Origin of the sequence: Paenibacillus assamensis DSM 18201, from assembly GCF_000422445.1 — a bacterium.
GTDB classification, from domain to species: domain Bacteria; phylum Bacillota; class Bacilli; order Paenibacillales; family Paenibacillaceae; genus Paenibacillus_B; species Paenibacillus_B assamensis.
In genome coordinates this window covers 102,111-125,291 of sequence record NZ_AULU01000013.1, presented here as the reverse complement: position 1 = coordinate 125,291, position 23,181 = coordinate 102,111, and the positions used below count along the sequence as shown (strand labels likewise).

22 protein-coding genes and 1 pseudogene are annotated in these 23,181 nt (G+C 40.7%); 8 read left to right on the top strand and 15 right to left on the bottom strand.

Annotated elements, in window-relative coordinates; translation table 11 throughout:
- Positions 1-16: 16 nt before the first annotated feature.
- The 6 genes from H580_RS0109765 (at position 17) to H580_RS0109740 (ending at position 4,891) form a co-directional block, all read left to right on the top strand.
- Positions 17-460 carry a MarR family winged helix-turn-helix transcriptional regulator gene (locus tag H580_RS0109765; RefSeq protein WP_028594616.1) on the top strand — a complete coding sequence of 148 codons (444 nt, stop codon included), beginning with the start codon at positions 17-19 and terminating at the stop codon, positions 458-460.
- 58 nt (positions 461-518) lie between these two features.
- On the top strand, positions 519-1,460 hold the full coding sequence (locus H580_RS0109760) for a ring-cleaving dioxygenase (RefSeq protein ID WP_028594615.1): 942 nt from the start codon (positions 519-521) through the stop codon (positions 1,458-1,460).
- Between the two features lie 55 nt (positions 1,461-1,515).
- A complete protein-coding gene (locus H580_RS0109755) occupies positions 1,516-2,574 on the top strand; it encodes an LLM class flavin-dependent oxidoreductase (RefSeq protein WP_028594614.1) in 1,059 nt (352 codons plus the stop codon).
- Positions 2,575-2,586: 12 nt separating this feature from the next.
- Complete coding sequence (locus H580_RS0109750; RefSeq protein WP_028594613.1) at positions 2,587-3,153, top strand: NADPH-dependent FMN reductase; 567 nt, start codon at positions 2,587-2,589, stop codon at positions 3,151-3,153.
- 264 nt (positions 3,154-3,417) lie between these two features.
- Complete coding sequence (locus H580_RS0109745; RefSeq protein WP_084509116.1) at positions 3,418-4,545, top strand: LCP family protein; 1,128 nt, start codon at positions 3,418-3,420, stop codon at positions 4,543-4,545.
- Between the two features lie 31 nt (positions 4,546-4,576).
- Positions 4,577-4,891: a hypothetical protein gene (locus tag H580_RS0109740; RefSeq protein ID WP_157282834.1), complete on the top strand. Its 315-nt coding sequence runs from the start codon at positions 4,577-4,579 to the stop codon at positions 4,889-4,891.
- Positions 4,892-5,177: 286 nt separating this feature from the next.
- On the opposite strand, the gene H580_RS0109735 is transcribed toward H580_RS0109740, so the two are convergent.
- The 5 genes from H580_RS0109735 to H580_RS0109715 all read right to left on the bottom strand — a co-directional run bounded on the left by H580_RS0109735 (position 5,178) and on the right by H580_RS0109715 (position 11,055).
- Entirely contained in the window at positions 5,178-5,771 is a 594-nt protein-coding gene (locus H580_RS0109735) for a type II toxin-antitoxin system VapC family toxin (protein ID WP_028594610.1), read from the bottom strand.
- 3 nt (positions 5,772-5,774) lie between these two features.
- The gene (locus H580_RS0109730; protein ID WP_028594609.1) at positions 5,775-6,221 is read right to left on the bottom strand and encodes a response regulator; all 447 of its coding nucleotides are present in this window, start codon (positions 6,219-6,221) and stop codon (positions 5,775-5,777) included.
- The gene (locus H580_RS0109725; RefSeq protein ID WP_028594608.1) at positions 6,214-7,950 is read right to left on the bottom strand and encodes a sensor histidine kinase; all 1,737 of its coding nucleotides are present in this window, start codon (positions 7,948-7,950) and stop codon (positions 6,214-6,216) included. The genes H580_RS0109730 and H580_RS0109725 overlap by 8 nt, the downstream gene beginning before the upstream one ends.
- A 315-nt stretch (positions 7,951-8,265) precedes the next feature.
- Positions 8,266-9,927 carry a glycoside hydrolase family 13 protein gene (locus tag H580_RS0109720; RefSeq protein ID WP_051217369.1) on the bottom strand — a complete coding sequence of 554 codons (1,662 nt, stop codon included), beginning with the start codon at positions 9,925-9,927 and terminating at the stop codon, positions 8,266-8,268.
- Between the two features lie 123 nt (positions 9,928-10,050).
- Positions 10,051-11,055: a LacI family DNA-binding transcriptional regulator gene (locus tag H580_RS0109715; RefSeq protein WP_028594606.1), complete on the bottom strand. Its 1,005-nt coding sequence runs from the start codon at positions 11,053-11,055 to the stop codon at positions 10,051-10,053.
- 273 nt (positions 11,056-11,328) lie between these two features.
- Between H580_RS0109715 and H580_RS0109710 the strand changes: the two genes are divergently transcribed.
- Positions 11,329-12,903 carry an L-lactate permease gene (locus H580_RS0109710; protein ID WP_028594605.1) on the top strand — a complete coding sequence of 525 codons (1,575 nt, stop codon included), beginning with the start codon at positions 11,329-11,331 and terminating at the stop codon, positions 12,901-12,903.
- 99 nt (positions 12,904-13,002) lie between these two features.
- On the opposite strand, the gene H580_RS0109705 is transcribed toward H580_RS0109710, so the two are convergent.
- The 3 genes from H580_RS0109705 to H580_RS0109695 form a co-directional block, all read right to left on the bottom strand.
- Positions 13,003-14,553 carry an SAM-dependent methyltransferase gene (locus H580_RS0109705; protein ID WP_028594604.1) on the bottom strand — a complete coding sequence of 517 codons (1,551 nt, stop codon included), beginning with the start codon at positions 14,551-14,553 and terminating at the stop codon, positions 13,003-13,005.
- 125 nt (positions 14,554-14,678) lie between these two features.
- Positions 14,679-15,215 carry a methylated-DNA--[protein]-cysteine S-methyltransferase gene (locus H580_RS0109700; protein WP_028594603.1) on the bottom strand — a complete coding sequence of 179 codons (537 nt, stop codon included), beginning with the start codon at positions 15,213-15,215 and terminating at the stop codon, positions 14,679-14,681.
- A complete protein-coding gene (locus H580_RS0109695) occupies positions 15,199-15,807 on the bottom strand; it encodes a bifunctional transcriptional activator/DNA repair enzyme AdaA (RefSeq protein ID WP_157282831.1) in 609 nt (202 codons plus the stop codon). Before H580_RS0109695 ends, H580_RS0109700 begins: the two co-directional genes overlap by 17 nt.
- Positions 15,808-15,954: 147 nt before the next feature.
- On the opposite strand from H580_RS0109695, the gene H580_RS0109690 reads away from it, so the two are divergent.
- Complete coding sequence (locus H580_RS0109690; RefSeq protein ID WP_028594601.1) at positions 15,955-16,884, top strand: DNA-3-methyladenine glycosylase family protein; 930 nt, start codon at positions 15,955-15,957, stop codon at positions 16,882-16,884.
- A 157-nt stretch (positions 16,885-17,041) separates the two neighbouring features.
- Here the strand turns inward: H580_RS0109690 and H580_RS0109685 are convergent, their stop codons facing one another.
- From H580_RS0109685 to H580_RS27000, 7 genes and pseudogenes are all read right to left on the bottom strand, one after another.
- Complete coding sequence (locus tag H580_RS0109685) at positions 17,042-17,806, bottom strand: SDR family oxidoreductase (RefSeq protein ID WP_028594600.1); 765 nt, start codon at positions 17,804-17,806, stop codon at positions 17,042-17,044.
- 80 nt (positions 17,807-17,886) lie between these two features.
- Positions 17,887-19,791 carry an endonuclease MutS2 gene (locus H580_RS0109680; protein WP_028594599.1) on the bottom strand — a complete coding sequence of 635 codons (1,905 nt, stop codon included), beginning with the start codon at positions 19,789-19,791 and terminating at the stop codon, positions 17,887-17,889.
- Positions 19,792-20,505: 714 nt separating this feature from the next.
- Positions 20,506-20,736: a hypothetical protein gene (locus H580_RS0109675; RefSeq protein WP_028594598.1), complete on the bottom strand. Its 231-nt coding sequence runs from the start codon at positions 20,734-20,736 to the stop codon at positions 20,506-20,508.
- A gap of 258 nt (positions 20,737-20,994) precedes the next feature.
- Positions 20,995-21,198, bottom strand: a pseudogene (locus tag H580_RS25830) (stalk domain-containing protein); the annotation flags it as partial.
- A gap of 403 nt (positions 21,199-21,601) precedes the next feature.
- Positions 21,602-22,024: a hypothetical protein gene (locus H580_RS0109665; protein WP_028594597.1), complete on the bottom strand. Its 423-nt coding sequence runs from the start codon at positions 22,022-22,024 to the stop codon at positions 21,602-21,604.
- Positions 22,025-22,099: 75 nt separating this feature from the next.
- Positions 22,100-22,876 carry a hypothetical protein gene (locus H580_RS0109660; RefSeq protein ID WP_028594596.1) on the bottom strand — a complete coding sequence of 259 codons (777 nt, stop codon included), beginning with the start codon at positions 22,874-22,876 and terminating at the stop codon, positions 22,100-22,102.
- A gap of 117 nt (positions 22,877-22,993) precedes the next feature.
- On the bottom strand, positions 22,994-23,176 hold the full coding sequence (locus tag H580_RS27000) for a Spo0E family sporulation regulatory protein-aspartic acid phosphatase (RefSeq protein ID WP_028594595.1): 183 nt from the start codon (positions 23,174-23,176) through the stop codon (positions 22,994-22,996).
- Between the last annotated feature and the right edge of the window lie 5 nt (positions 23,177-23,181).

The window sequence follows — 23,181 nt, the reverse complement described above, 5'->3', positions numbered from 1 at the left end:
GGGGGATGAAAACGAAATGCGTAATAATACGATAGGATCACTAATCTGGTTACGTTTAATGCGTTTTACGAACCAGAGCAACCAGATGTCGAATGAATTTTTGAAACGATTTGATTTAACGACAGCTCAATTTGATGTATTGATACAAGTTCGCACCTATCAGCCGTTGACGCAAATGGAGTTAGCAGAGAAAGTAACCGTTACACAAGGTGGCATTTCTCGTATGCTCGCCCGTCTTGAGAAGGAAGGCTACATTGTCCGCAAACAAGACTGGAAGACGAAAACGATTAGCCTGACCGATAAAGCAGAAGCGATTATGGAGCAAGTATTGCCAGAGCAGCTGGCGTTCCAATCCTCCTTCTTTGACGATGTATTAAGCGAAGAAGAACAAAAAACACTATATGCGTTAATGTCACGCGTTCATAAACATAGCGAGAAAAAAGAAATCCCGCCTGCGTAGCACGGATTTTTTTTACACCATCACTTGACTAGTCAAGTTAAAATAAGGAGGAACTGTCATGTATACGATACCTGGACACCACCACGTTTCCATGCTAACGAAAACAGCTTCTGTAAACAATCAGTTTTATAAAAATATACTCGGCTTGCGCCGTGTGAAAAAGACGGTTAACCAAGACAATCCGAAGATGTATCATCTCTTTTATGGCGATTTAACAGGCAGTGCGGGAACAGAGCTATCGTTCTTTGAAATGCCGATGGCAGGAAGAACGGTACGCGGCACCAATGCTATCACCCAAATTGGACTGCTCGTTCCATCCTATGAAAGCTTGATATATTGGCGAGGGCGCTTAGAACAATTCAACATCGAGCATAGCGGTATTACCACATATGCCGGACGAGATGCGATTCACTTTGAAGACCCAGATGGCTTGAGATTAATGTTGCTGAATCATGATGGTGGAGACATTCCTCAGTTCTGGTCCGCATGGGGAGACTCACCTGTTGAGGAGCAGTATCGCATTCTAGGACTCGGTACCGTTGAAATGACCGTACGTTACTTGGATCGATTGGCAAACTTGTTGAAAGATACGTTTGGTTACACAGAAGCATCGCGCACAGAAGATGAAGCTATTTACCAGTCCGTAGCTGGTCAAGCATTCGGTGAAATTGTCATTAAGCGATTAGATGGACCTGTTGAGCGAAATGGCAAAGGCAGCGTGCATCATCTAGCGATTCGCGTGAACAACGAAGAAGAACTTCGCTTTTGGGACGAGGCTGTGAAGCAGCGTGGATTCCAATCAACCGGAATTGTCGATCGCTACTACTTTAAAAGCTTATATTTCCGTGAATCAAACGGTATTTTATTTGAAATTGCAACCGACGGCCCTGGATTTACAGTGGATTCAACGGTGGAAGAACTCGGAACGATATTAGATTTGCCGCCATTTTTAGAAGACCGACGGGCAGAAATTGAAACGGCGTTAGCACCCATAGATTGATTGACTTGGATTGACTGATTGAGTAAATAAACCAACAACAAGGGAGAGATTATCCATGAAACAATATCGTATTGAGCCAGATAAAGGTGTAGAAATCGGACTATATTCTATCGGTGAGCATTTGCCTAACCCGCATACAGGAGAATTGATTAGTTCCCAGCAGCGGATTCTTGAGCTAATTGAAGCAAGTAAGCTTGCGGATGAAGCTGGACTAGACGTATTTGCAGTCGGTGAGAGCCACCAAACTCATTTTACAACCCAAGCCCACACCGTCATTCTTGGCGCTATCGCGCAAGCTACGAAAAATATTAAAGTGGCCAGCTCTGCAACTGTATTGAGCACCTCCGATCCGGTTCGTGTGTACGAGGACTTCGCTACGCTTGATCTTATCTCGAATGGCCGAGCTGAAATCGTCGCAGGCCGTGGTTCTCGGGTCGGTGCTTACAGCTTGCTTGGTTACGACGTACGAGATTACGAGGAATTGTTCGAGGAAAAAATGGAGCTGCTCATGAAACTGAACAACGAAGATACGGTGACATGGGAAGGCCAGTTCCGAGCACCATTGAAAAACGCATCTATTTTGCCGCAGCCTATGAATGGCGTCTTGCCAATCTGGCGCGCAGTAGGCGGGCCACCTGCCAGCGCGATCAAAGCTGGACATGCTGGTGTGCCTATGATGCTGACGACACTTGGCGGTCCTGCTATTAACTTCAAGCATTCCGTTGACGCATATCGCGAAGCAGCGAAGAAGGCTGGCTTTAACCCAGCAACACTGCCAATTGCAACGACAGGGCTGCTGTATACGGCAAAAGATTCGCAAGATGCGCTTCGCGAATACTATCCACATATCAATGCGGGTATGCAGGCGTTGAAGGGCGGCGGCTATCCGAAGCAGCAGTTCGCGCAAGCGGTAGACCATCGTGATGCGTTAATGATCGGCAGCCCGCAGCAAATTATTGAGAAAATGTTGTACCAATATGAGCTGTACGGCAACCAACGCTTCTTGGCAGAAATCGACTTTGGTGGCGTGCCATTCGATAAGATTGCCAAAAATATTGAATTGCTCGCAACGGAGATCATACCTGCTGTGAAGAAGCATACAGCCAAAAAATAAGGAGTGATGCTCATGAAAATCGTAGGGATTGCAGGTTCCAACGTAGGAACGAAAACGAGAACAGCGGTAGATGTTACACTCCAGAAAGCTCGTGATAAGTATCCAGACGCAGAAATTACGCTGCTCGACCTAGCCGAATACGATATGGTCTTTAGTGATGGGCGTAATTATACGGACTATGAAGGTGATACGAAGTTCGTAACGGAGACGATTATGGCTGCAGATGCGATTATTATCGGCACACCAACGTTTCAAGCTTCGATTCCAGCAACGTTGAAAAATATATTCGACCTGCTGCCTGTGAATGGATTCCGTGACAAGGTGGTCAGTATACTCGTTACCGCCGGAACAGCACGGCATTATCTTATGGTCGAAATGCAGCTAAAGCCCATTTTGGCGTATATGAAGGCGCACATCGTACCCACGTATGTATTTTTAGAAGACAAAGACTTTCATCGCAAAGAAATCATTAATGATGATATTTTGTTCCGAATTGAACGGCTAGTGGAAGATACGGTACAGCTTACGAACGCCTATGCCAACATTCGCGAAGAGAAGGATGCGGAGTACGATTTTTAAATAAGCGTTTATATAAGATAAGCAACTAGGATTAGAACCACTTGGTTTAAAAGAATTGTGGCAATTATCGATGTTTTTATCACTTACTTTTGAAGAGGGTTCGACTCTTTTGCGCTAGCTATTGCAAGCTGGCCAGAGGGTTGAATCCTTTTCGCATCTGCTTACATGGCCTATGTATTTGATTTTCATAGATCTTTCAGTGTATGTTAGTAATATGGGACATGAAAATAATTCCATCAAATAATGAAGGGACTGGAGGAAGAAATGGAGCAGGAGCCAAAGCAGGATTTAGAAAAAAAAGAAGCAGAGCAGGAACAAGAACAGGTCCAAGCAAGTGAAGCTACAACGGAACAGAAACCCGTTGATTTGCCCAAAAGAACAGACAAGAAAAAACGGAACTATTACCGTATATCCATATATATACTCATCGCGCTTATTCTCGTGGGCGGCTTAAGTTTTATTTTCAAAAAACAAATTGGCCTCTTTCTATTCGATACGATCGCAGCCGGAGATATTAAAGACACACTGGATAGATCGTATGAAGCTATAGGTAATGAACCTGTAAGTCCAGAACCAACCGCACATACCGATCCATTTTCTGTGCTGCTGCTTGGGGTGGATGCACGAGGCGATGAACGCGGTCTCTCTGATTCGATTATTTATTCCGTTGTCCGACCAAAAGATAATAAAATTTTGCTCATTTCGATCCCTAGGGACTCTTATGTCGACCTTATCGGCATGGACGAGATTGGCATGAATGATTTGAAAACGAAAATTAACGCAGCTCATTCTTACGGCGGCCCTAAAATGAGTGTAGCTACTGTCGAGAACTTGTTGCAGACCAAAATTAACTATTATGCATCGGTTCGCTTCAATGGGTTGAAAGATTTTGTAGATGCCTTAGGTGGCGTTAAATTGCCCATAACGGAGGTTATCGAAAACAAGAATCCAGTCCATATGAAGCTTCGAATCGAGCCAAATAAGCCGATTTACAACGGTGAAGATGCCCTTAACTATGTTCGATACCGTGAAGATTCCGATATGAACCGAACGATGAGACAGCGTATTTTCCTAAATGCCGTCATGGATGAAATGCTGACGCTTAAGAATATTACGAAAATACCGGAGTTCATCGATATTGCAGGTGCAAACTTTACGACCAATATGAACGCTGACTTTATCGTATCAATGGCGAAGGAATTCTTTATGAAGGATTCGCTGCCGCCGATCAGCAACTATATGATGCAAGGAAAAGGTGTGCGCACCGACTACTGGTACTATGAACTCCTCCCGGAGGATGTTGAGTATACGAAGCAATTGATCGCTAACTGGATGGACCCGAATATGGCTGTAGAGCAATTAATTGATCCTAAGGTGAAACAAGAAGAGTAGTTGGGATGTCGTTCATAATCGAGGTGCGTAATTGAACAAAAAAATAACGAGCATCACTTTATTGATTGCAGGGGGACTTCCTCTATTCCTATATCCATTTGTCATGATGGATAATATTATGCAGTTGGCAGCCTATCCTTATGTGGAGAAAGGCTTCACGCTTGTACTGACTTACACCTTTATCTTTTTGACCAGTATATATCCGTTAACTTATATCATCTGTTTGGTTATTTATATGATCAGGAGAAATAAGAGCAGGAGCATCATTTTCCCTCTGATTCCTATGTTTCAAATGATGCTGGCCGTGGTTTTTATTTTTACTGCCCATCTGTTTAGAATCTCGTAGGTAGCTGATAAATACATGATATTAAAAGGCTTTTCTTCTACACAAGGAAAAGCCTTTTTATATAGAGCATGAATTTGATAACATGCTGATTCTGCCACGGTTAATTCTATAATAAGTACATTCAGTCCATTTCTACTTAGAGCATGATCAGTAAGTTATATAAAATGAGTAAAAAACAATCGAGATAGATTTAATTCAAATACCTTTCAAAAATACTTATCTTTACATAAGCATAACTATTTTCTAAAACGTGAAAGTTATTAGTAACGGTCCACCTGAATATTCACTATACTTTTACAAGTTCATCTGAATGTGATAAAGATACAGCAAGAGGATCAAGGATGGGGATCCTAGCAGCAGAAAGTGCCACCTTCAGTCCTCTGTCTGAAGTAATAACCGTCAAATCATTACCATATTGTTCTTTGTATGCTATTACCGTTCCTGCGATTAAAGCATCTTGTGATCCAAAATTATATCGATCTGCATAATCTATTAAAAAGTCTTTAGCTGCTGAAATAACATTATTATCTAGTGGAAGAATACTTGCACGTATTGCTCCTGTGTCACCCTGAATATCAGAGGCTAATTTTATTAACTGACGAAATAGTTTATCCTTTATACCCTTTCTACCAGCAGTTAGCCAAGTATGAGTACAGACTCCATCTGAAATTGTTCTCGAACATATCTGTTCTTGTTTTTGTATTCCTCTTCGATCCTTACCTAATACAGAATATATTTCCATAGAAGTTATTTCCGATATGTAAAATTCTATATGACCATTATTAAAAAGCAGTGCCTCCAGATGCTTCCTAGCGTCTGGTGCAGCATTACTGAAAAATAAATGATATGCATTTGTGTCTACTAAGTAAGGAAGAGGCATTAGTTAACTCTCCTTCTTATTAGTATTATCTTCATTATTTTCTAAATGATCCATTAGCTCATGAAATTTATCAAGCGAATATGGCTCTAGTTTCTTCATGATTGTTTCTACAGTTTTAGATAAATCTGCACCTGGACCCTTATTAATATATGCATCTACACCTAAATTAATAAATTTACTCATCATATTATGTTCATTAATATTATTTGTATATACCACTACCACCACATAAGGATCTTTTTCTCGAACTATTTCTAAAACTTCGTCTCCCTTAATCCCTGGTAGAACAATATCTAGTACAATAAGGTCATAGGCACCTTTCCGGAATTTCTCCACAGCTTCCTGTCCATTTTTAATCCATTCAACCTCAACCTTTTTATCCTCTAGTGCCATCTTGAGGTATCTTCCTGTAATTTCTTCATCCTCAACTATTAATACTTTGTTACTCATAACGTATTGCCTCCTTTGGAAGCTCAATAATAAACCTAGCTCCCTTATTAAATTTATAATCCAAAAATATGGTTCCACCTTGATACTTCAATAAATTCCATATAATGAATAACCCGAGACCTTGACCTTGGCCAGTTGGTTTAGTAGTAAAGAAAGGTTCGAATATTTTCCTCCTATTTTCTTGCGAAATCCCCACACCATTATCTTGAAATGAAATTCGAATTTTAGATTCATCAGCTTTTATTCGAATTGAGATTTGTTTTCTCTTTTTATCTGAAGACTGTAATGAGTGAATTGAATTATTCAATAGATTACTAAATATTTGATCGAACATACTTGGATCTCCATAAACCGCAATGTCTGGACTAGGTGGAATATCAACAAAAATACCTTCGGACTCTAGCCGAATAAATTCGGCTTTTATCCTTAACCTAATTCGCTCCATGACATTATATTCAATCATGGTGTTTTTTGCCGTTGTTATAGGCGACAATCTATTTATCAGATCACCCATCCGTTCTGTTTCTAATAATACTGTTTGAAACATTTCGTATATAGTATTTTGATCTAGACTGTCCTGTCCTCTATTCATATAATATTGAATCATAAACCTAATGTTTGTTATTGGTTGGCCAAGTTCATGCGAAATGCCTTGAGTCAAATTTGCTAATGCCTCTAACCTCTTACTGTTCTCAAGTGCAGACCACACACTAGCTTCGGAATCTTTTACAGTATCTCCTTTAGACTTTTTACTATAAGATGATTTACTAAGCATACGCTCAACTCTAAGAACGTCCTCAAAAGTACCGAATCGTAAGTATAAATTTTTTAATGTTCTTAATATAGGTTGGCTTTCTGAAAAACCTTCGATTTTTGCAAGTGCAGACTTTTTAGCAAGGGTGTTGTTAATCTTATCGTAGTAATATACAAGTTCATACAAAATGTTAAAATCAACTCGTTTTTCAATCGTTGGTTCTTTTAGTAGTAATTGATTTGCTAAATTATAGTCATCCATTTTCCTGCATAATCGGAATAAGGAACGTATCATAACAGAGTCTTGCTTTATCTCAATTAGTTCATATGCTATCTTTTGGGCGTTATAGTATTTCTCTAACCTTTCATAGACTGTAATACAATACTTATCAATTTGAATTGTTTCGAAAGTACGCTTACGATCTAGCACCTTGATGTCTAAAATGATTAGTAACTCCTCAGGACTACTGGTTTCAAGTCTTCTCAATTTAGGCACCATTTCTTTGAAATAAACATCTTTAGACATTAAATCGGCAAGTTCTTTCCCTAAGGGACTCAGAAAGTTCTCCAATGGAAATGAGTAATCCAGTAAATTAGACAATTGATAAGCTATATTTATTTTGTTACCATTCAATTTATCAACCAAGTTATCTCTAAATTTTTCATAATATTCACCAGGTACTACTTTAAGAAAACGCTCTACGCTTCTAGCAAAAATCTTGAAATTTCCTTCATCATTATTAATATAGTCATAAGCCTGAGCATATGCTCTCACTGATTTTTCAAATTCACTCACCAGTGAATAGAGCTCCCCCAGCTCTTTTAAATAATAAAATTTAAAAATTGTAAGTGGAGCCGTCTCAATATGTTGTAAGCACTCATGAATTGCACTATGATATTCACCTACATTTCTAAGCTCATCTATACGACTCATAAAGTATTCAAAATCACTTAAAACATCCTTGATAAGGCTCATTACCTCTCCTCCAAATTTATCCTAATTCTTTAACTATACCATAACTCCAGCTAGATTATAATTATCGTCATCGTATACAGTTTTTTAATACCCCACTTCATAACTTCTTATCCTAGCGCTCATTATCTTCTAAGAAACTATTATTAGTCTCCCCAAAATCATGTATTATCTGGTTGCAAATTAATTGTATTCCGATAATTTTCAACTGATACTATTCGAGGTTCTAAAAAACCTATTTTATAGAACGGCCCGAAAAGCCCACACAAAAGTTGTGTGAGCCTTCTATTTAAACAATAATTTTGCCTATCCTATAACCTACGCCTTCACCTTAGCCGCAAATGCCTCATATGGCTTCAGCGTCAGTTGCTTCGCATCTAACTCCGTACGATTGTAGTTGCTCATAATGAGCTCGGAAACTTCATCATTTACAGAGAAGCCATGCTCCTGCTGCGATATATTTGCCGCAACGAGCCATTTCTCACCTTCGTACAAGCGATAGTACGCAAACACATCTTCATGTGTGTTCTGAATCAGTTCAAATTCGCCCCATACAACGATTGGGTTCTCTTGACGAATGTGAATCAAGCGCTGATACGTGTAGAAAATAGAATCTGGATTATCGAGATTCTGCTGTACATTGATCGTCTTGTGATTGTTATTCACATGCAGCCACGGCGTACCTGTCGTAAAGCCACCATTGGCGCTATCATCCCATTGCATTGGCGTACGAGCATTATCGCGTCCTTTTGCATTAATGGAATGGATAATATCCTCAACCGCGTACCCTTTTGCCAAACGATCATGATACATATTTATCGCTTCAATATCTTCTACTTCATCAATGCTGGATACCGGGCAGTTCGTCATCCCGATTTCTTCCCCTTGATAAATATAAGGTGTACCTTTCATCATGTGGAGAAGAATCGCGAACATTTTTGCGCTTTGCTCATGGTACTGTTTATCATTGCCCCATCTGGACACGATGCGCGGCAAGTCATGGTTGTTCCAGAACAAGCTGTTCCATCCTTCGTTACCCAAGGAAACTTGCCACTTCACAAGTACATGTTTCAACTCAGCTACGCTCAAAGGCTTAAGATCCCATTTGTCTTTGCCCTCTTGCTGATCCAGACCAATATGCTCAAATTGGAATACCATAGACATCTCGTTGCGTGCTGGATCGGAATACAGCTTTGCGATTTCTGGAGTCGCTCCCCATGTTTCGCCAACTGTCATAACATCATGCTTGCCAAACGTTTGCTGGTTCATTTCCTGCAAATACTCATGAAGCTTTGGGCCGTTGCCTGTAATCCCCTGATCCGGAATCTTTCCGATGAGATCGATAACATCCATACGGAAACCGCCCACACCTTTATCAAGCCAGAAGTTCATCATGTCATACACTTCTTGACGGACCTTCGGGTTCTCCCAGTTCAAGTCTGGTTGACGCTTGCTGAATAGATGCAGGAAATACTGGCCGCTCGCTTCATCCATCTCCCAAGCAGAACCGCTAAAGATCGAGCCTAGATCATTCGGAACATCCCCATTTACCGGATCACGCCAGATGTAGTAGTCGCGGTACTCGTTGTCTTTGCCCTTTTTCGCTTCAATAAACCATTTATGCTCATCAGATGTATGATTCACGACGAGGTCCATAATGATGCGGATACCTGCTGCGTTTGCCTTGGCAAGCAATTCGTCCATATCTGCCATCGTGCCGAACTCATCCATAATGTCTTGGTAGTCACTGATGTCATAGCCGTTATCATCGTTCGGGGACTTGTAAACGGGTGACAACCAGATTGCCGTAATTCCTAGCAGCTTCAAGTAATCGATTCGATTAATGATCCCTCTTAGATCGCCAATTCCGTCTCCATCGCTATCTTGGAAGCTGCGCGGGTAAATTTGATAAATAACAGCCGTCTGCCACCACTTTACTTCTTTTTCATTCTTAATTGTGTTTGCTACTGTTTCTGTCATTGCGTTCAAATCCTTTCGGCTTAAAATTTGTAGGTTATATGCGTAACGTAAACGTTTACGTAATACTCAAAAAGGATGCCGCTCACATGCATGATGAACAGCGGACTTTAAGAACAACTTCGATTACACTACCGTTTTTACTGATTTACGTACAACTAGCTCATGTGGAATCACTTTGGATTCAATCTTACTTTTATTTTGAATAGCAGCTATTACTTCAAAGCAGCCTTCTCTACCCATGTCATATAAGGGCTGTGCCACTGTAGTCAAAGGAGGAACCGACATATGAGAAACCTTCGAATTATCATAGCCAACTACAGAAATATCGTTCGGTACATGGATCTCATTTTCATAACAAGTCGAAATGATCCCTAACGCAACTTCATCACTCGCACAAAAGACAGCCGTAACCGCTGCCTCATCCTCGATAAATGCCTGCATAGCACTTTTTCCGGATTCAAAGTTAAAGCCACCGGATTTAATCAGATTCAAATCTACCTTTATCCCGTAATCCTGCAAGGCTTGCTTATACCCATTCATTCTTGGCTCACCCGCTATCGGATCATGCGGATTAGCCCCTGCCATGCCAATAGTACGATGGTTATGCTCAATAAGGTACTTAACAGCAGTATATGCAGCACTGTAATCATCGACCTTCATATAAGGCGTATCTTCACGATCGGTCTTGGTTGAAATCAAAATATATGGGATGCCAAGTGAAGTTAGCGATTGTATCGCTGATTCGTGCAGTTCAACAGAAACGATAATAAGTCCGTCTACCCGCCGTTCACCCATCAGATTCATACTTTCATGAATACGAGAACCGTGGCTACCAGCATGCGTCAAAATGACACTATACCCATATTCATAGGAAGTATCCTCAATCCCTTTTATAATGTCGCCATAAAAAGCAGTCGTGACATCCGGCATGATGACACCGATTGTATTCGTTGATTTCTGCACCAAGCTGCGCGCATTTTCATTTTTGCGATATCCTAATTCCTTCGAGACAGCCATCACTTTCTTCTCGGTTTCTTCGTTGTACCCGCCAAGATTGTTAATGACTCTCGAAACAGTCGCGGTGGAGACACCAGCAACTCTTGCAATATCTTTAATGGTAGCTGCCATGCCATGAATCCACCTCTCTTAAGTAAACGTTTACTTATTAATAACAGCCTAATTTATCTCTTTACAAATGTTATTGGTTAAACGTTTACGTAAATTATTTTAGTACGCGATAAGCACTCTGTCAATGTCGCAGCGTGTGCTTGGATTTCTACATTTCCCCGTATATTTCTAATCATGACGTACATAATACTCCGTGAATTGATAATTAGCTTATGAATGCTTTGTTTCAATAAAAATTGAACGTAATGGATATCGACAAAGGAGCTATCGAGCATGCTAGTACATACTTATGATCCCTTTCAAAATCTACTCATTTCCTCTATGGTTGCGGCTATTCCGATCGTACTGTTTCTTTTATGTTTAACCATTTTGAAAATGAAAGGCTTCTATGCGGCTTTACTCAATTTGGTCATTACCTTTTTGATTGCCGTACTCCTCTTTCATTTGCCTGTTATCGAGTCAGTTGCAAGCGTCATTCAAGGAAGCATTCAAGGGATTTGGCCCATCGGCTACATCATTATTATGGCTGTCTGGCTGTACAAAATTTCAGTCGCATCAGGGAAATTTGACGTATTGCGTGCAAGCATTGCAGGGATATCCGAGGATCAGCGCATTCAACTTTTATTAATCGGATTTTGCTTTAACGCTTTTCTTGAAGGTGCTGCTGGCTTCGGTGTGCCTATCGCTATATGCTCCGTGTTATTAGTTGCATTAGGATTCCAACCTCTGCAGGCTGCCATGCTTTGCCTTATCGCGAATGCTGCTTCAGGGGCATTTGGTGCCGTTGGTATTCCGATTACCATTTTGGATACGCTCAGTTTAGAGGGTTCTATTACTGCTATGAATGTCTCTAAGATGACAGCATTGACGCTGCCCTTTATCAATTTCACCATTCCTTTTCTATTGATCCTTATCCTTGATGGGTTCAAAGGGGTAAAAGAAGTGCTGCCAGCTATATTGGTGGTGTCTACTGCCTACACCGCGTCCCAGCTCGTTGTTACGCTATTTTTAGGACCTGAATTGGCCGACATTATCCCATCTCTATTTACAATGGGGACACTCGCTTTGTTTTCAAAAAAGTGGACGCCCAATCATATTTTCAAACTTGGCGATTCTAACGTTGAACGTACAGCACATACAGGGATCGATATTGTTAAAGCATGGTCGCCTTTTTACTTATTAAGCCTGTTCGTCTTAGCTTGGAGCCTGCCATCCTTTAAGCAATTATTTGCTGCAAATGGGCCGCTTGCTTTTACAAAACTGACCTTTCACATCCCAGGGTCTTCGTTAACATCTAGTATTGATCTCATCAGTGCAACGGGAACTGCCATCTTATTGGCATGCTTGATCACCATACTAACGACCAAATCCATCAGTATGCAAACAGGGTTGAAGCTTCTCGCCAAGACGTTGTCTGAATTCTGGATCTCCATTGTCATGATCTGTGCTGTTCTTAGTATTGCGAAACTGATGACGTATGCCGGGTTAACAAGTGCGCTCGGTGAGTCTGTGGCAAAAACGGGGGCTGCGTTTCCACTATTGTCACCTATCCTAGGATGGATTGGCGTATTTATGACAGGGTCAGTCGTCAATAGCAACACCTTATTTGCAGCTATACAATCTACAGCGGCATCCATTGTTGGTACGAATCCAACTTTGCTCGTAACTGCCAACACGACTGGTGGAGTTATGGCCAAGCTTATTTCTCCGCAATCCATTGCTATTGCGACAGCAGCTGTATCTGCCACAGGGGCAGAATCTGGATTGACGAAAATGACGATCCGATACAGCATTGGGCTGCTTGTCTTTGTTTGCTGCTGGACCTTTCTATTGTCACTATGGTTGTAAACTTTACACAGAACACAGAAGAAGCGTTAAAAGACATCTGCTGTCCTTTAACGCTTCTAAGTTTAGACACTACCTTGTTCCATACCTCGAGAGATGAACCTACTCAAATTTACTCAACAGAGCAATAGCTTCTTCATGATCAGGCTCAAGCTCTACTAGCAGTCGCAAGTATTGAACCGCAGCTTCTTCCAGCTCCAACTCAAAGCAGCAAATGGCAAGACAATAGTACACGGTTGATACGATCTCATCATCGTCAGCATCTACGGATAATTCTAAGAAGCGCTTGGAATGTTCATACATTCCCATCTCAAACAAGATCAGCCCAGCATCGAGTGCTAAATCATAACGCTGCTCCATGACATAGTACGATGACCACATAATCTCGATGCCTCTCAAAATATCCTCTAGCTCTTCATCGTTAGCCTCTGACAGCAGACTCGAAATCTGCCTCGCACTCTGAATGAAAAATTCTGCATCATATCCGCCCAAACGCCAGAAACTTAATATAGGCTTCAGCTTCATGCTCTCTATATTGCGATCCACCCATACCTTCAGGCTAAAGAAGTCGTCAGGACCAAAGCGCTCTACAAATCGACGATACGCTAATCTTGCATTCGTATACTCCATCGGCGTATCCAAATTGAAAATGCAGCCCACATTTATATTTTCATAATGGTGTGGAGGGAATAGCGATAACGCTCCTTGCTGTTCAAAAAAGTATTGAAGCGCATGGTAGTTCGCCGTCAAAGAAAAACAGCCATGTAGAACCAATTCGGGTGGATCTGAAAATTCCCAATTATCGAGTAAGTGGTCACCTTTGTCTGCCGTTATTAATAGGAATCCTGCCTGAGACAACTTATTCAAGCGCTCTAAACAAGTCAATCCGGCAACGGGAAATAAAATATGCGAGTCTTCTAATTGTTCCTGATAAACAGCGATAACATTACGATAAGGAAAAGATTGTTGCTCATACTCCGGTGCCCGTCGATGCTCATAATGCAAAGACAATTGCTGCAGTGCTTCGGATGGTGTAAGAGAATCCATATTGGCAGGGCTCTCGACAATGACATCCGCTTCATAAATTTGACCTTCACTTATATAAAGTAACTCTTGTGGAATACCATCGAAAAAGTAATTGGCAACGATAAGTAAAGGTTGTTGCAAATCCCCCGTACGAATCGTTGTACCCGCTACTACGAGGTTCAACTCGGTACCATGAACCGCATCAAATTGTGCAACATCGAGTAATCCCTCGGCAATAAAGGACTGCAGCGCGGGATGTTCCTTCCACGCTAACACGTTGTTCATCGCCAAGTCTGTCATAATATAACGGAAAGGAGGCAAGGATATCCCCGCATAGTCTCTCAACTTACATAATTCATGTAACACATGATAAGCTAGACGACCCGCTCCGGCTCCAAGCTCCACAATTATCACAGGCTCAGAGAGATGTCCCTTACTAGCCCGATCTTGAAGAAATCCAAATATCATCTCCGCATAGGAAGTACCAATCATCGGATTACTCGTTATATATTGTGGAACTTGATCATTATTCCAAGCTTTTGTGCCCAATTCTTCGTAATACATGCGCTGCAAATCCCAAATAGGTGCTTCGCTAAATCGGTAACGCTGCTGTTTATTTTCTGTCATTCACTCATATCTCGTTTCTGCTAGTTATTGACTACATGTAGAATACATTAGTCTTCCTACCTGCAATCATAACCTATTTTACGTGTAATCCCTAATCCTTAGACATCCAACACGCAAGAAAACAGCTAACTCCATTGACGCGGCACTTGTTCTTGCTCCAGTTGTAAGAGCTTCGTTTTCATCTCTAGTCCGCCTCGATAGCCTGTAAGAGAACCATTTTTCCCAATAATACGATGGCAGGGCACTGTGATCAACAAAGGATTGGCACCAATCGCAGCACCAACTGCGCGCACTGCACTTGGCTTCTTAATATAATCCGCAATATGAGTGTACGTCTGGGTTTGCCCATACGGAACTTGGCATAGGGCATCCCATACCGCAAGCTGAAATGGTGTGCCTTGCAAGTCAAATGGGAGGCTGAAGCTATGTCTATCCCCTTGAAGATACTCTATCAGCTCAACTACATATACTTGCATCTTTTCATCATCACGAATGAACGTACTATCAGGATATCGAGCTTGCACCCAAGTAGATAGCTCTTCATACGGTTTGTCTGGTGAACCTACATAACACAGCCCTTTAGTTGTAGCTGCTAAATAAATAGGCCATCCTTCTTCGTTCAACCACGTCCAATACACAGTCTGCTTAGTTTGCACCTTCATATTCCGCCACCTCCTCCGTTTGCTTGGTTCTATTTATCGCGCGGTAATCTGCCGGCGTATAGCCTGTTTTAGCTTTGAACAAGGTTATAAAATACGAAGTATTGGGAATGCCTACTTTTATAGCGATTTCCGAAATCGTTTTATTTGAGCGGTCCAATAGCTGCATAGCTGCAGCGATCCGCGTATGCTGAATATATTCCGCTGGAGCCATCCCTTTCACTCGTTTAAATACACGCTGTAAATGATAAGGGCTACCATGGCACATATCCGCTAATTTCTCTAGCGTCAGCGTTTCACTATAGTTGAGCTCGATACAATGTACAATTTGATCGACCCATTCCTGATCAGGCATCCGCTGACCTGTAGGCTTGCACCGTTTACAAGGACGGAACTGCTCAGAAAGAGCTTGTTCGGCATGTTGAAATACACGTACATTATCCTTTTTAGGAATTCTAGATTTACAAGATGGCCTGCAAAAAATTCCGGTCGTCTTGACCGCATAGAAAAACGTACCATCATAAGACGCATCGTTGCTTATAATCGCCTGCCATTGCTCATCTACTATCAGTTCCTGCTCATCGCTATTCATCATGTTCGATCATCTCCACCTCTAGTATATCTCCGAAAATGGTCTTCTGTACGCATTTCAAAATAGGATCGCAAGATATCGAAACTGTTGCGTGTGATTATATGATACAACTACAGGAGCAGTGATCTTGAATCCAATGGAGGTTCTTGTATGACAAATCGTTGGGATAGCAACAAGCAAGTAATTACACTGCCCGTACCGACAGAATTCAGCTTTTCAGAAAATAGGAACTATCTATCCAACGCCCCGAATGAATGCTTAATACGGATCGAAGAAGGGCGTGTTTACAAGGCGATATCGCTTGAACAAGTACCAATTATTGTTGAGGTAAGTGTAGGATATGAACCGGAGAATGGCCTATTTGTACGACTTCTAGGAAATGATGAGGCATCGTTGTGTGAATCCATGCGAAATGCCGCTGTGCGTTATGTACGTGATTGGTTTGACTTAGACACTGACTTGAAGCCATTTTATCAACTAGCTAAGACGGATAAACTGCTGAATGGCGCGGTAGATTCCTTCTATGGACTTCGTAATATGGGCATTCCTGATTTATTCGAAGCTCTGTGCTGGGGCATTATCGGTCAGCAAATTAATTTGGCCTTTGCCTACACGCTGAAACGACGTTTTGTTGAAGCATTTGGACAGTATGTAGAACATGATGGCGAACGTTATTGGCTCTTTCCTACCCCTGTTGATATTGCGTCGTTGCAAGTAGAAGATATGACGAAGCTTAAAATGAGTACGAAGAAGAGTGAATATTTAATTGGCGTTGCTCAGCTCATGGTAGAAGGAAAGCTGTCTAAAGAGCATCTATTGGACATCGGCGACCATAAAAAAATAGAGAAGCTGCTAGTCCAAATTCGCGGCATTGGGCCATGGACAGCTAATTATGTGCTTATGCGCTGCTTGCGCATTCCTACCGCCTTTCCAATCGATGATGTAGGGCTCCATAATGCCATCAAGTATGTGACTGGGGCTGAGGCAAAGCCGACGAAAGTAGAAATCGGGCAGCTAGCGGAAGGGTGGAAAAATTGGGAGTCCTATGCCACCTTTTATTTATGGAGATTCCTTTACTGATTGTTCTTCTTGCTACCTACTCATTATTTGTCCCCTTGTAAAAATCCGGACCCCCTTATTTCACAAGGGAGTCCGGGTTTTTATTATCTAAGTCACATTTCTAAAACACTTTGCGCATCTCTCTATGCTCTGTTCCAATCTGCTAACCAGCCATTTACTACAAGCGAGAGCCACCGCTGGCATCAATCAACTGGCCAGTTATCCAACGGCTGTCCGATGAAGCAAGGAAAGCTGCAATATCTGCGATATCATCAGGCTCCCCCCAGCGGTTGAAGGCGGAAAGCCCTGCTGCATATTTCTGACCATTTACATCTTGTAGGGTCCCTGCGTTCATCTCTGTATTAATAATACCTGGTTGAATCGCATTTACCGTAATATGACGGCTTCCCAACTGCTTCGCTAACGCCAGCGTAAACGTATCTATCGCGCCCTTAGACATGCTGTATGTGAATACACTTGGCGAGGCCACTCGCGTAACAAAAGATGAAGTGTTGATAATACGCCCTCCGTCTTTGAGCCGTGATAGAGCTTGCTGCGTAACAAACAGCGGTGCTTTCACATTTATACGCATCACCTCGTCGAACGATTCCTCTGTCGCCTCTTCCAGTGTCAATATTTGCCCAATTCCTGCGTTGTTTACTAAAATATCAAAGCCATTTGTACCCGTACGTTCTTGAAGAACTTTATCCCATGCTGAAAATAGATCATGGATCCCATCAAGCGTGCTTAGATCTGCTCCAATCGCGCATGCACTTCCTCCTGCTTGCTCGATCTGATGAACGACTGCCTCTGCATCCTCTCGTCTTCTTCCATAATGCACAGCCACAAATGCACCTTCCTGTGCTAAACGCAGCGCGATATTGCGACCGATTCCACGACTTGCACCCGTGACGAGCGCAACTTTTCCTTTTAATTTGCCCATGTTCTCATCTCCCCTTATCAAATTCATGATTAGTTGTATCACAGGGCACTATTTGAAATGTTGCGCTCTCACTCAGTAGTCTATTCTCTATTTTTCCTTATTTCCTTTTGAATCGCACGCAAAGCCTTCTTGGAACCACGCTCAATATCATGCTGCATCTTTCTCGTCTTAAAATCTACAAACAGTGTGTTCAAATCATATCCTTCTGGATACAGTTCCTGCGCAGGTATCTCTAGCGTTATTCGTCTAGCATTTACTTTTATGAACTCGTTATTATAGAAAACGACTACATTGGAGAACGAATCTCTTCCCTCATAAATGAGTCCGAAATCATCATAATCGAGTAGTTTCACACGGTCGCCTTTTGCAAATTCGATCTGTTTGCCTTCTTTCTCCACAGCAGCAACCTTAGCCTTCCGTATTTTACTTTCATGCACTCGCTCCAAATGATATTCCTTGTTATCCATATACGCTTGAGCTCGTTGCAATACTTTTTCCCGAACATCCATCTTGCGTGAAATCCACAAGGCATTGCTCTCCCCGGACCTGCCTGTAAGAAGTTTATACATCGGCTCCAACGTCTCATGATTGAACTGCATAGCTGCATTCATAAAATCGTCGTGCATTTCCGAATAACGCTTAATTTCACCATAGTGGGTAGTCGCAACCGTCATACAACCCATATGATAAAACTCTTCTAAGATCGAAATGGCTAGCGCAGCTCCTTCATTTGGTTCCGTTCCGCTGCCAATTTCGTCAAAGAGCAAGAGCGTGTTGTTGTTCGCCAACCTCATAATTTCCGAAAGGTTTTTCATATGAGAGGAGAACGTACTTAGTGCATTTTCAATACTTTGATTATCGCCAATATCGATGAAAATGTTATCGAATACAGCAATCTCCGTCTCCTTATCCGCTTGGATATGGAAGCCTGACATGGTCGCTAATGCAGCTAGGCCAATCGTCTTTAGCACAATCGTTTTCCCGCCAGCGTTAGGTCCTGTAATGATAAGACTGCGATACTGCTCCCCAATCTCAAAATTAAGCGGCACAACTTTTCCCGTGAGAAGAGGGTGCTTGCAATTTACAAGCTTTACATAACCGACATCGTTCAGCTTAGGCTCGATACCGTCAATTTGCTTACTGAACTTTGCCTTGGCAAACACCATATCGTATTGGCTAATGAGATCCATATTAATCTTAATTTCATGCATATTTTCCGTAATCAAACCAGATAAAGCGGCTAAAATCTGATATTCCTCTACCGCTTCTTCTGCTCTTAGTCCTGATAGCTCGCCACTTAGCTTGGCTACGTTATGCGGTTCAATAAAGACCGTGGACCCTGTGGAAGAGACTTCAACAATGGTTCCTGGTACATGATTTTTATAAGATGCAATAATCGGGATCGTGTACCGATCGTTTTTCTGGCTAATAAAAAACTCTTGAATATACTTTTTGTACTCACTGTTTTTAAGAAACTTTTGCAGTCGATCTTTAATCTTTTCCTCTGTTGCTTCGATGTTGCTGCGAATTCGCTTCAGTTCTTTGCTAGCAGCAGAATCGACCTTGCTACCTTTAATCGAATTATTGATCTCTTCTTCGATGCTTAGGAACTCGGACATGGAGTTCGCATAAGAGGACAGCACAGGTGCATAGAACTCCTTAGCCAGCATAAATTGTTTAATCTTTCGGCAGCCTCGCAAGAAATCCGATATACTCACTAGCTCAATTGGTGTTAACAGTAAGCCTTTTTCAAGCTTTTCGATACTAAGTTCGATGTTCGTGACTCCTAAAAAAGGAATATGAGCACCCGCATCAAGCAGCGCTCGCGCCTCTGTCGTTTCATTTAGACGCTTTTTGACGACCGTTAAGTTGGAGTTAGGCTGCAACGTATCTAATAATTGCTTCCCTAGTCCGCTTACACAGTACGTTTTTACGTGCTCTTTCAATTCGTTATATTGTAATTTTTCTAGTGTTTGTTTATTCAATGTTGATTCTCCTCACTATGATGGGTTGTGATCATACAAGGAAGATACCTACGATTAGATTTCAATGAACGTAGGTAGTACATATGCCTGAACACAAAAAAGCTGCGGGGATACCCGCAGCTCTGCTTGTATTTATAAGGCATGTGCAAACTGGACAGGTAGAAAAAAACTATCGCTTACGTATAGTCATCTCCCTGCATTATGCACGCATTATAAAGTGTCGTAGGTATCTTCATAGGTCGAAATAAATTCATGACAAAGCTAGGGGTGCTGAAAATAGACCAATCCCCTACTGCCATCGAATTTACTTCATTCAATTTATCCTATTTAGAACCTACCGCACTCACAAAATGCACCTCTTTATAGTTATCAAGATCATTCATTGAAATCTAAATTGCTGACATCATCTTACTATGCAGTCTGGCAAAAGTAAAGGAGCAGCAGCGAGATGGGCTTCCCGAGCTGGTTCGTTACAATGACTAAAAATAGAAAAGAACAAAAAGAGGGATAATTCATTATTAGATAAGGAATATTCAATATGTTTGTATTGCTGAAAAGAAAATGCGAAGAAGTTCAATTTAAAAAATAATCAGAGGGCTGATATAGCCCTCTAGTCAATTGCTGTGACCTTTGCGCTACTTTCTTTGATGAGGTTTACACAGAAAAAGTCTCTAATAGGTCTATATCAATGAGTTCAGTGATGTTTATAGAAAACTAATCAGCTATCATTTTTTTCCTGAACATTACTGGTGCTACAATAAATAAAACTCCAATAAGCAAGAAAAGACCACCGTATAGATTTAATTGAGTATCGTTAGCCGGTATTAATAATCCCAATCGGTAAATAGATTCTCCTCTTGCAGGGAAGGTAAGAATGTCAAAACCTTGATAACAAATGAATAGGCCTAAAAGAAACGAGATTGCGAAAAAAACTCTTTTTTTCAATGTGAACACCTCCTTTTTTGTTACAATTATAACCAAATTATACATCGTGAATGGTAACAAACTTCAAGTCCCTTGAATATGTTCTCCACGTATTCGATTCCTGTAGCCCCTCCAAACCATCTACCCTATATTTTCTTATTCATTTTTTAACTGTGTTCTGCTTACCCCTAGCTGTTTGCTTTATAGTTTGGATTGGACTTACAATCTAAGCAACATTGAATCACATGTAATTTTGTTTCAAAAGGAGTTGGGCTTCTTCTATTCAAAGGGTAAGCCTTTTTCAGCTCGTTCATCAGTAATATGCAGTAATTGCTTCTTCTGATCCCACTTATAACTAATGTCTGTATGGTCTAAAAATAGACGCATAGGCAAAAACATCGCACCATCCTTCAAAATAGAAACCGTGTTCATCTGTATAGGCACGCCGTTAACTTTTGCTTGTGTGGAACCTATAACTAACTCAAATTCACGATCTAACCACTTAACCCACGCCTTTTTGTAGTCTCATCGTATGTGACAGTTCCACCCATCAAGCCTTGAATAGAGCGTAAAGGAATTAATAACCTATATTTGTTATCAATGAAGGGCGGGTATGGTTGCGAATACAGGATGAAATACTTATTGATTTTCAAATGAATGGATTGTGTCTTTAAATGTTGAGTAGCGTTTACTGAAGTTGTACCAATGTTGGAATAAAAAATAGTGTTAAGGAGACTTAAACATATGAGAAACTTAAATTGCCTTCTCATTCAGAAATAACCTCATTTCTTATAAATTTAAGGCTTATAAATTGAGGTAAATCCATTTGAGCGGTTCTTTTAATTCCAGCTACCAAACTAGAGTTGACGGAACGCCTACTAAATACTTAATGAAATAACTTTATAATATTAATAGGAACTAGATAAACATCACTCTCATATTGAACTATTGTCGAACTTGCATCGACTTCAAGAAGTGAAAGATTAGCAATTTTTTGCTTAGAATTATATTTTTCTCCTTCTTTGGAGGTCATAACTATTACTTCTCCAAGCTGGCTATTATTAGATTTATGTTCATTAAGTTTTGTTACTATTGTCAATTTATTGATAATCTCCTCTATTTTTTTAGGATCATCTATTGTAATTTGTTCTTTCTTTACATCATCCACTAATTTAATGGTATCAATATAATCGAAATTAGTGTTGTAAGCAGTATTCATCTTTATCTCAATATCAGACTTCAAAGGAGATGAACTACATCCCATAATTAACAATGCTAACATAAGAACTGAATATCTCATTTTTTTCACAGAGCTATTCCTCCTTCATATTTAAACAATAAAAATCCCCCGATGTAGCCAGGGATTTTTATTGTTTATCATATACTAGCAATAAGATTGATGCCACCAATACACATAAATTGACCACAATGCATAAGGATGAGTATACTCATGTAATTCAGGATTCGGCTCATTTTGTTGTCGCATAACTTTAAAAGTACCATCTTTATTATCAGATAAAACAATTTGATTTCTAAAAACTCCTTGAGAACAATCATTATGCACTACTTCTTTTGTAAAATCTCGTGCTGGATTTGATTCATCTCCACCTCCTGCATACCTTGCAGTTCTATGATATCCACTGTCAATAGCAAATTTCTGACCACCCGCAAGCGATATGCTATCGATTAAAGTTTCTCTTGCTGGACAAGGATCTGGATTCTTCGTTCCACCTACTTTACAACTACTACTCAATAGACTAATCTTCGTTGCTGATAAATGTGTAAAGTAATCATCGAATACTTCATTAAAATCGGAATCAATTTTGACATCATTGAAAGTTCCGCCTCTTAATGTAGCTTTAAGTATCCTATTTTGATTATCTAGTAATTTACTAATCAATCCTATTGCCTCATTACTAATGTTATCCTTCCTAGCTCTTTGGACATCCAGTTCTATCACATTATGATCTTTGTAAATAAAATAAGGGGTTAGCATTTGAAAATAGCGGTCTATTTCTTGTCCACTTAATTTCCTGAATTTCTCTGTCGATATATTAGTAATTTGCGGTGTACTGATGTCAACTCCTTTAGCTAAGACTGATGAACTAACAGAAAGAACTAGAACAAAAACTAACAACAAAAGTGACTTAAACTTCTTCATTTCATTCATCTCCTATAATCGATTTCACAGCCTGCCTTCATCCGGTATTTGCTGCGATTGATGTAGGATGTCGCTATTTTATTTATGAGAGATTTCACCTCCTAACATAATAATGCTTTATCTTCCAGTAATTAAATTTAAGTGAAATGATTTACTTTCAAATTTGTGTAGGATGTGATACTCGGTTAGTAGTCTATCGAGGTCTTGGCTTATGTGGATCATTCGAGCATCTGTCAACAGTAAGCCTTCTTCGTATGCTGCGTGCATTTGTTTTCGTAGGAGTTCAATTTTATCAAGCATAGAAA

What these genes read in the sequence shown, in the direction of transcription:
- H580_RS0109765 (WP_028594616.1), top strand. Translation starts at nt 17, where the DNA reads ATGCGTAATAATACGATAGGATCACTAATCTGGTTACGTTTAATGCGT.
- H580_RS0109760 (WP_028594615.1), top strand. Translation starts at nt 519, where the DNA reads ATGTATACGATACCTGGACACCACCACGTTTCCATGCTAACGAAAACA.
- H580_RS0109755 (WP_028594614.1), top strand. Translation starts at nt 1,516, where the DNA reads ATGAAACAATATCGTATTGAGCCAGATAAAGGTGTAGAAATCGGACTA.
- H580_RS0109750 (WP_028594613.1), top strand. Translation starts at nt 2,587, where the DNA reads ATGAAAATCGTAGGGATTGCAGGTTCCAACGTAGGAACGAAAACGAGA.
- H580_RS0109745 (WP_084509116.1), top strand. Translation starts at nt 3,418, where the DNA reads ATGGAGCAGGAGCCAAAGCAGGATTTAGAAAAAAAAGAAGCAGAGCAG.
- H580_RS0109735 (WP_028594610.1), bottom strand. Translation starts at nt 5,771, where the DNA reads ATGCCTCTTCCTTACTTAGTAGACACAAATGCATATCATTTATTTTTC.
- H580_RS0109730 (WP_028594609.1), bottom strand. Translation starts at nt 6,221, where the DNA reads ATGAGTAACAAAGTATTAATAGTTGAGGATGAAGAAATTACAGGAAGA.
- H580_RS0109725 (WP_028594608.1), bottom strand. Translation starts at nt 7,950, where the DNA reads ATGAGCCTTATCAAGGATGTTTTAAGTGATTTTGAATACTTTATGAGT.
- H580_RS0109720 (WP_051217369.1), bottom strand. Translation starts at nt 9,927, where the DNA reads ATGACAGAAACAGTAGCAAACACAATTAAGAATGAAAAAGAAGTAAAG.
- H580_RS0109715 (WP_028594606.1), bottom strand. Translation starts at nt 11,055, where the DNA reads ATGGCAGCTACCATTAAAGATATTGCAAGAGTTGCTGGTGTCTCCACC.
- H580_RS0109710 (WP_028594605.1), top strand. Translation starts at nt 11,329, where the DNA reads ATGCTAGTACATACTTATGATCCCTTTCAAAATCTACTCATTTCCTCT.
- H580_RS0109705 (WP_028594604.1), bottom strand. Translation starts at nt 14,553, where the DNA reads ATGACAGAAAATAAACAGCAGCGTTACCGATTTAGCGAAGCACCTATT.
- H580_RS0109700 (WP_028594603.1), bottom strand. Translation starts at nt 15,215, where the DNA reads ATGAAGGTGCAAACTAAGCAGACTGTGTATTGGACGTGGTTGAACGAA.
- H580_RS0109695 (WP_157282831.1), bottom strand. Translation starts at nt 15,807, where the DNA reads ATGATGAATAGCGATGAGCAGGAACTGATAGTAGATGAGCAATGGCAG.
- H580_RS0109690 (WP_028594601.1), top strand. Translation starts at nt 15,955, where the DNA reads ATGACAAATCGTTGGGATAGCAACAAGCAAGTAATTACACTGCCCGTA.
- H580_RS0109685 (WP_028594600.1), bottom strand. Translation starts at nt 17,806, where the DNA reads ATGGGCAAATTAAAAGGAAAAGTTGCGCTCGTCACGGGTGCAAGTCGT.
- H580_RS0109660 (WP_028594596.1), bottom strand. Translation starts at nt 22,876, where the DNA reads ATGAAGAAGTTTAAGTCACTTTTGTTGTTAGTTTTTGTTCTAGTTCTT.
- H580_RS27000 (WP_028594595.1), bottom strand. Translation starts at nt 23,176, where the DNA reads ATGCTTGATAAAATTGAACTCCTACGAAAACAAATGCACGCAGCATAC.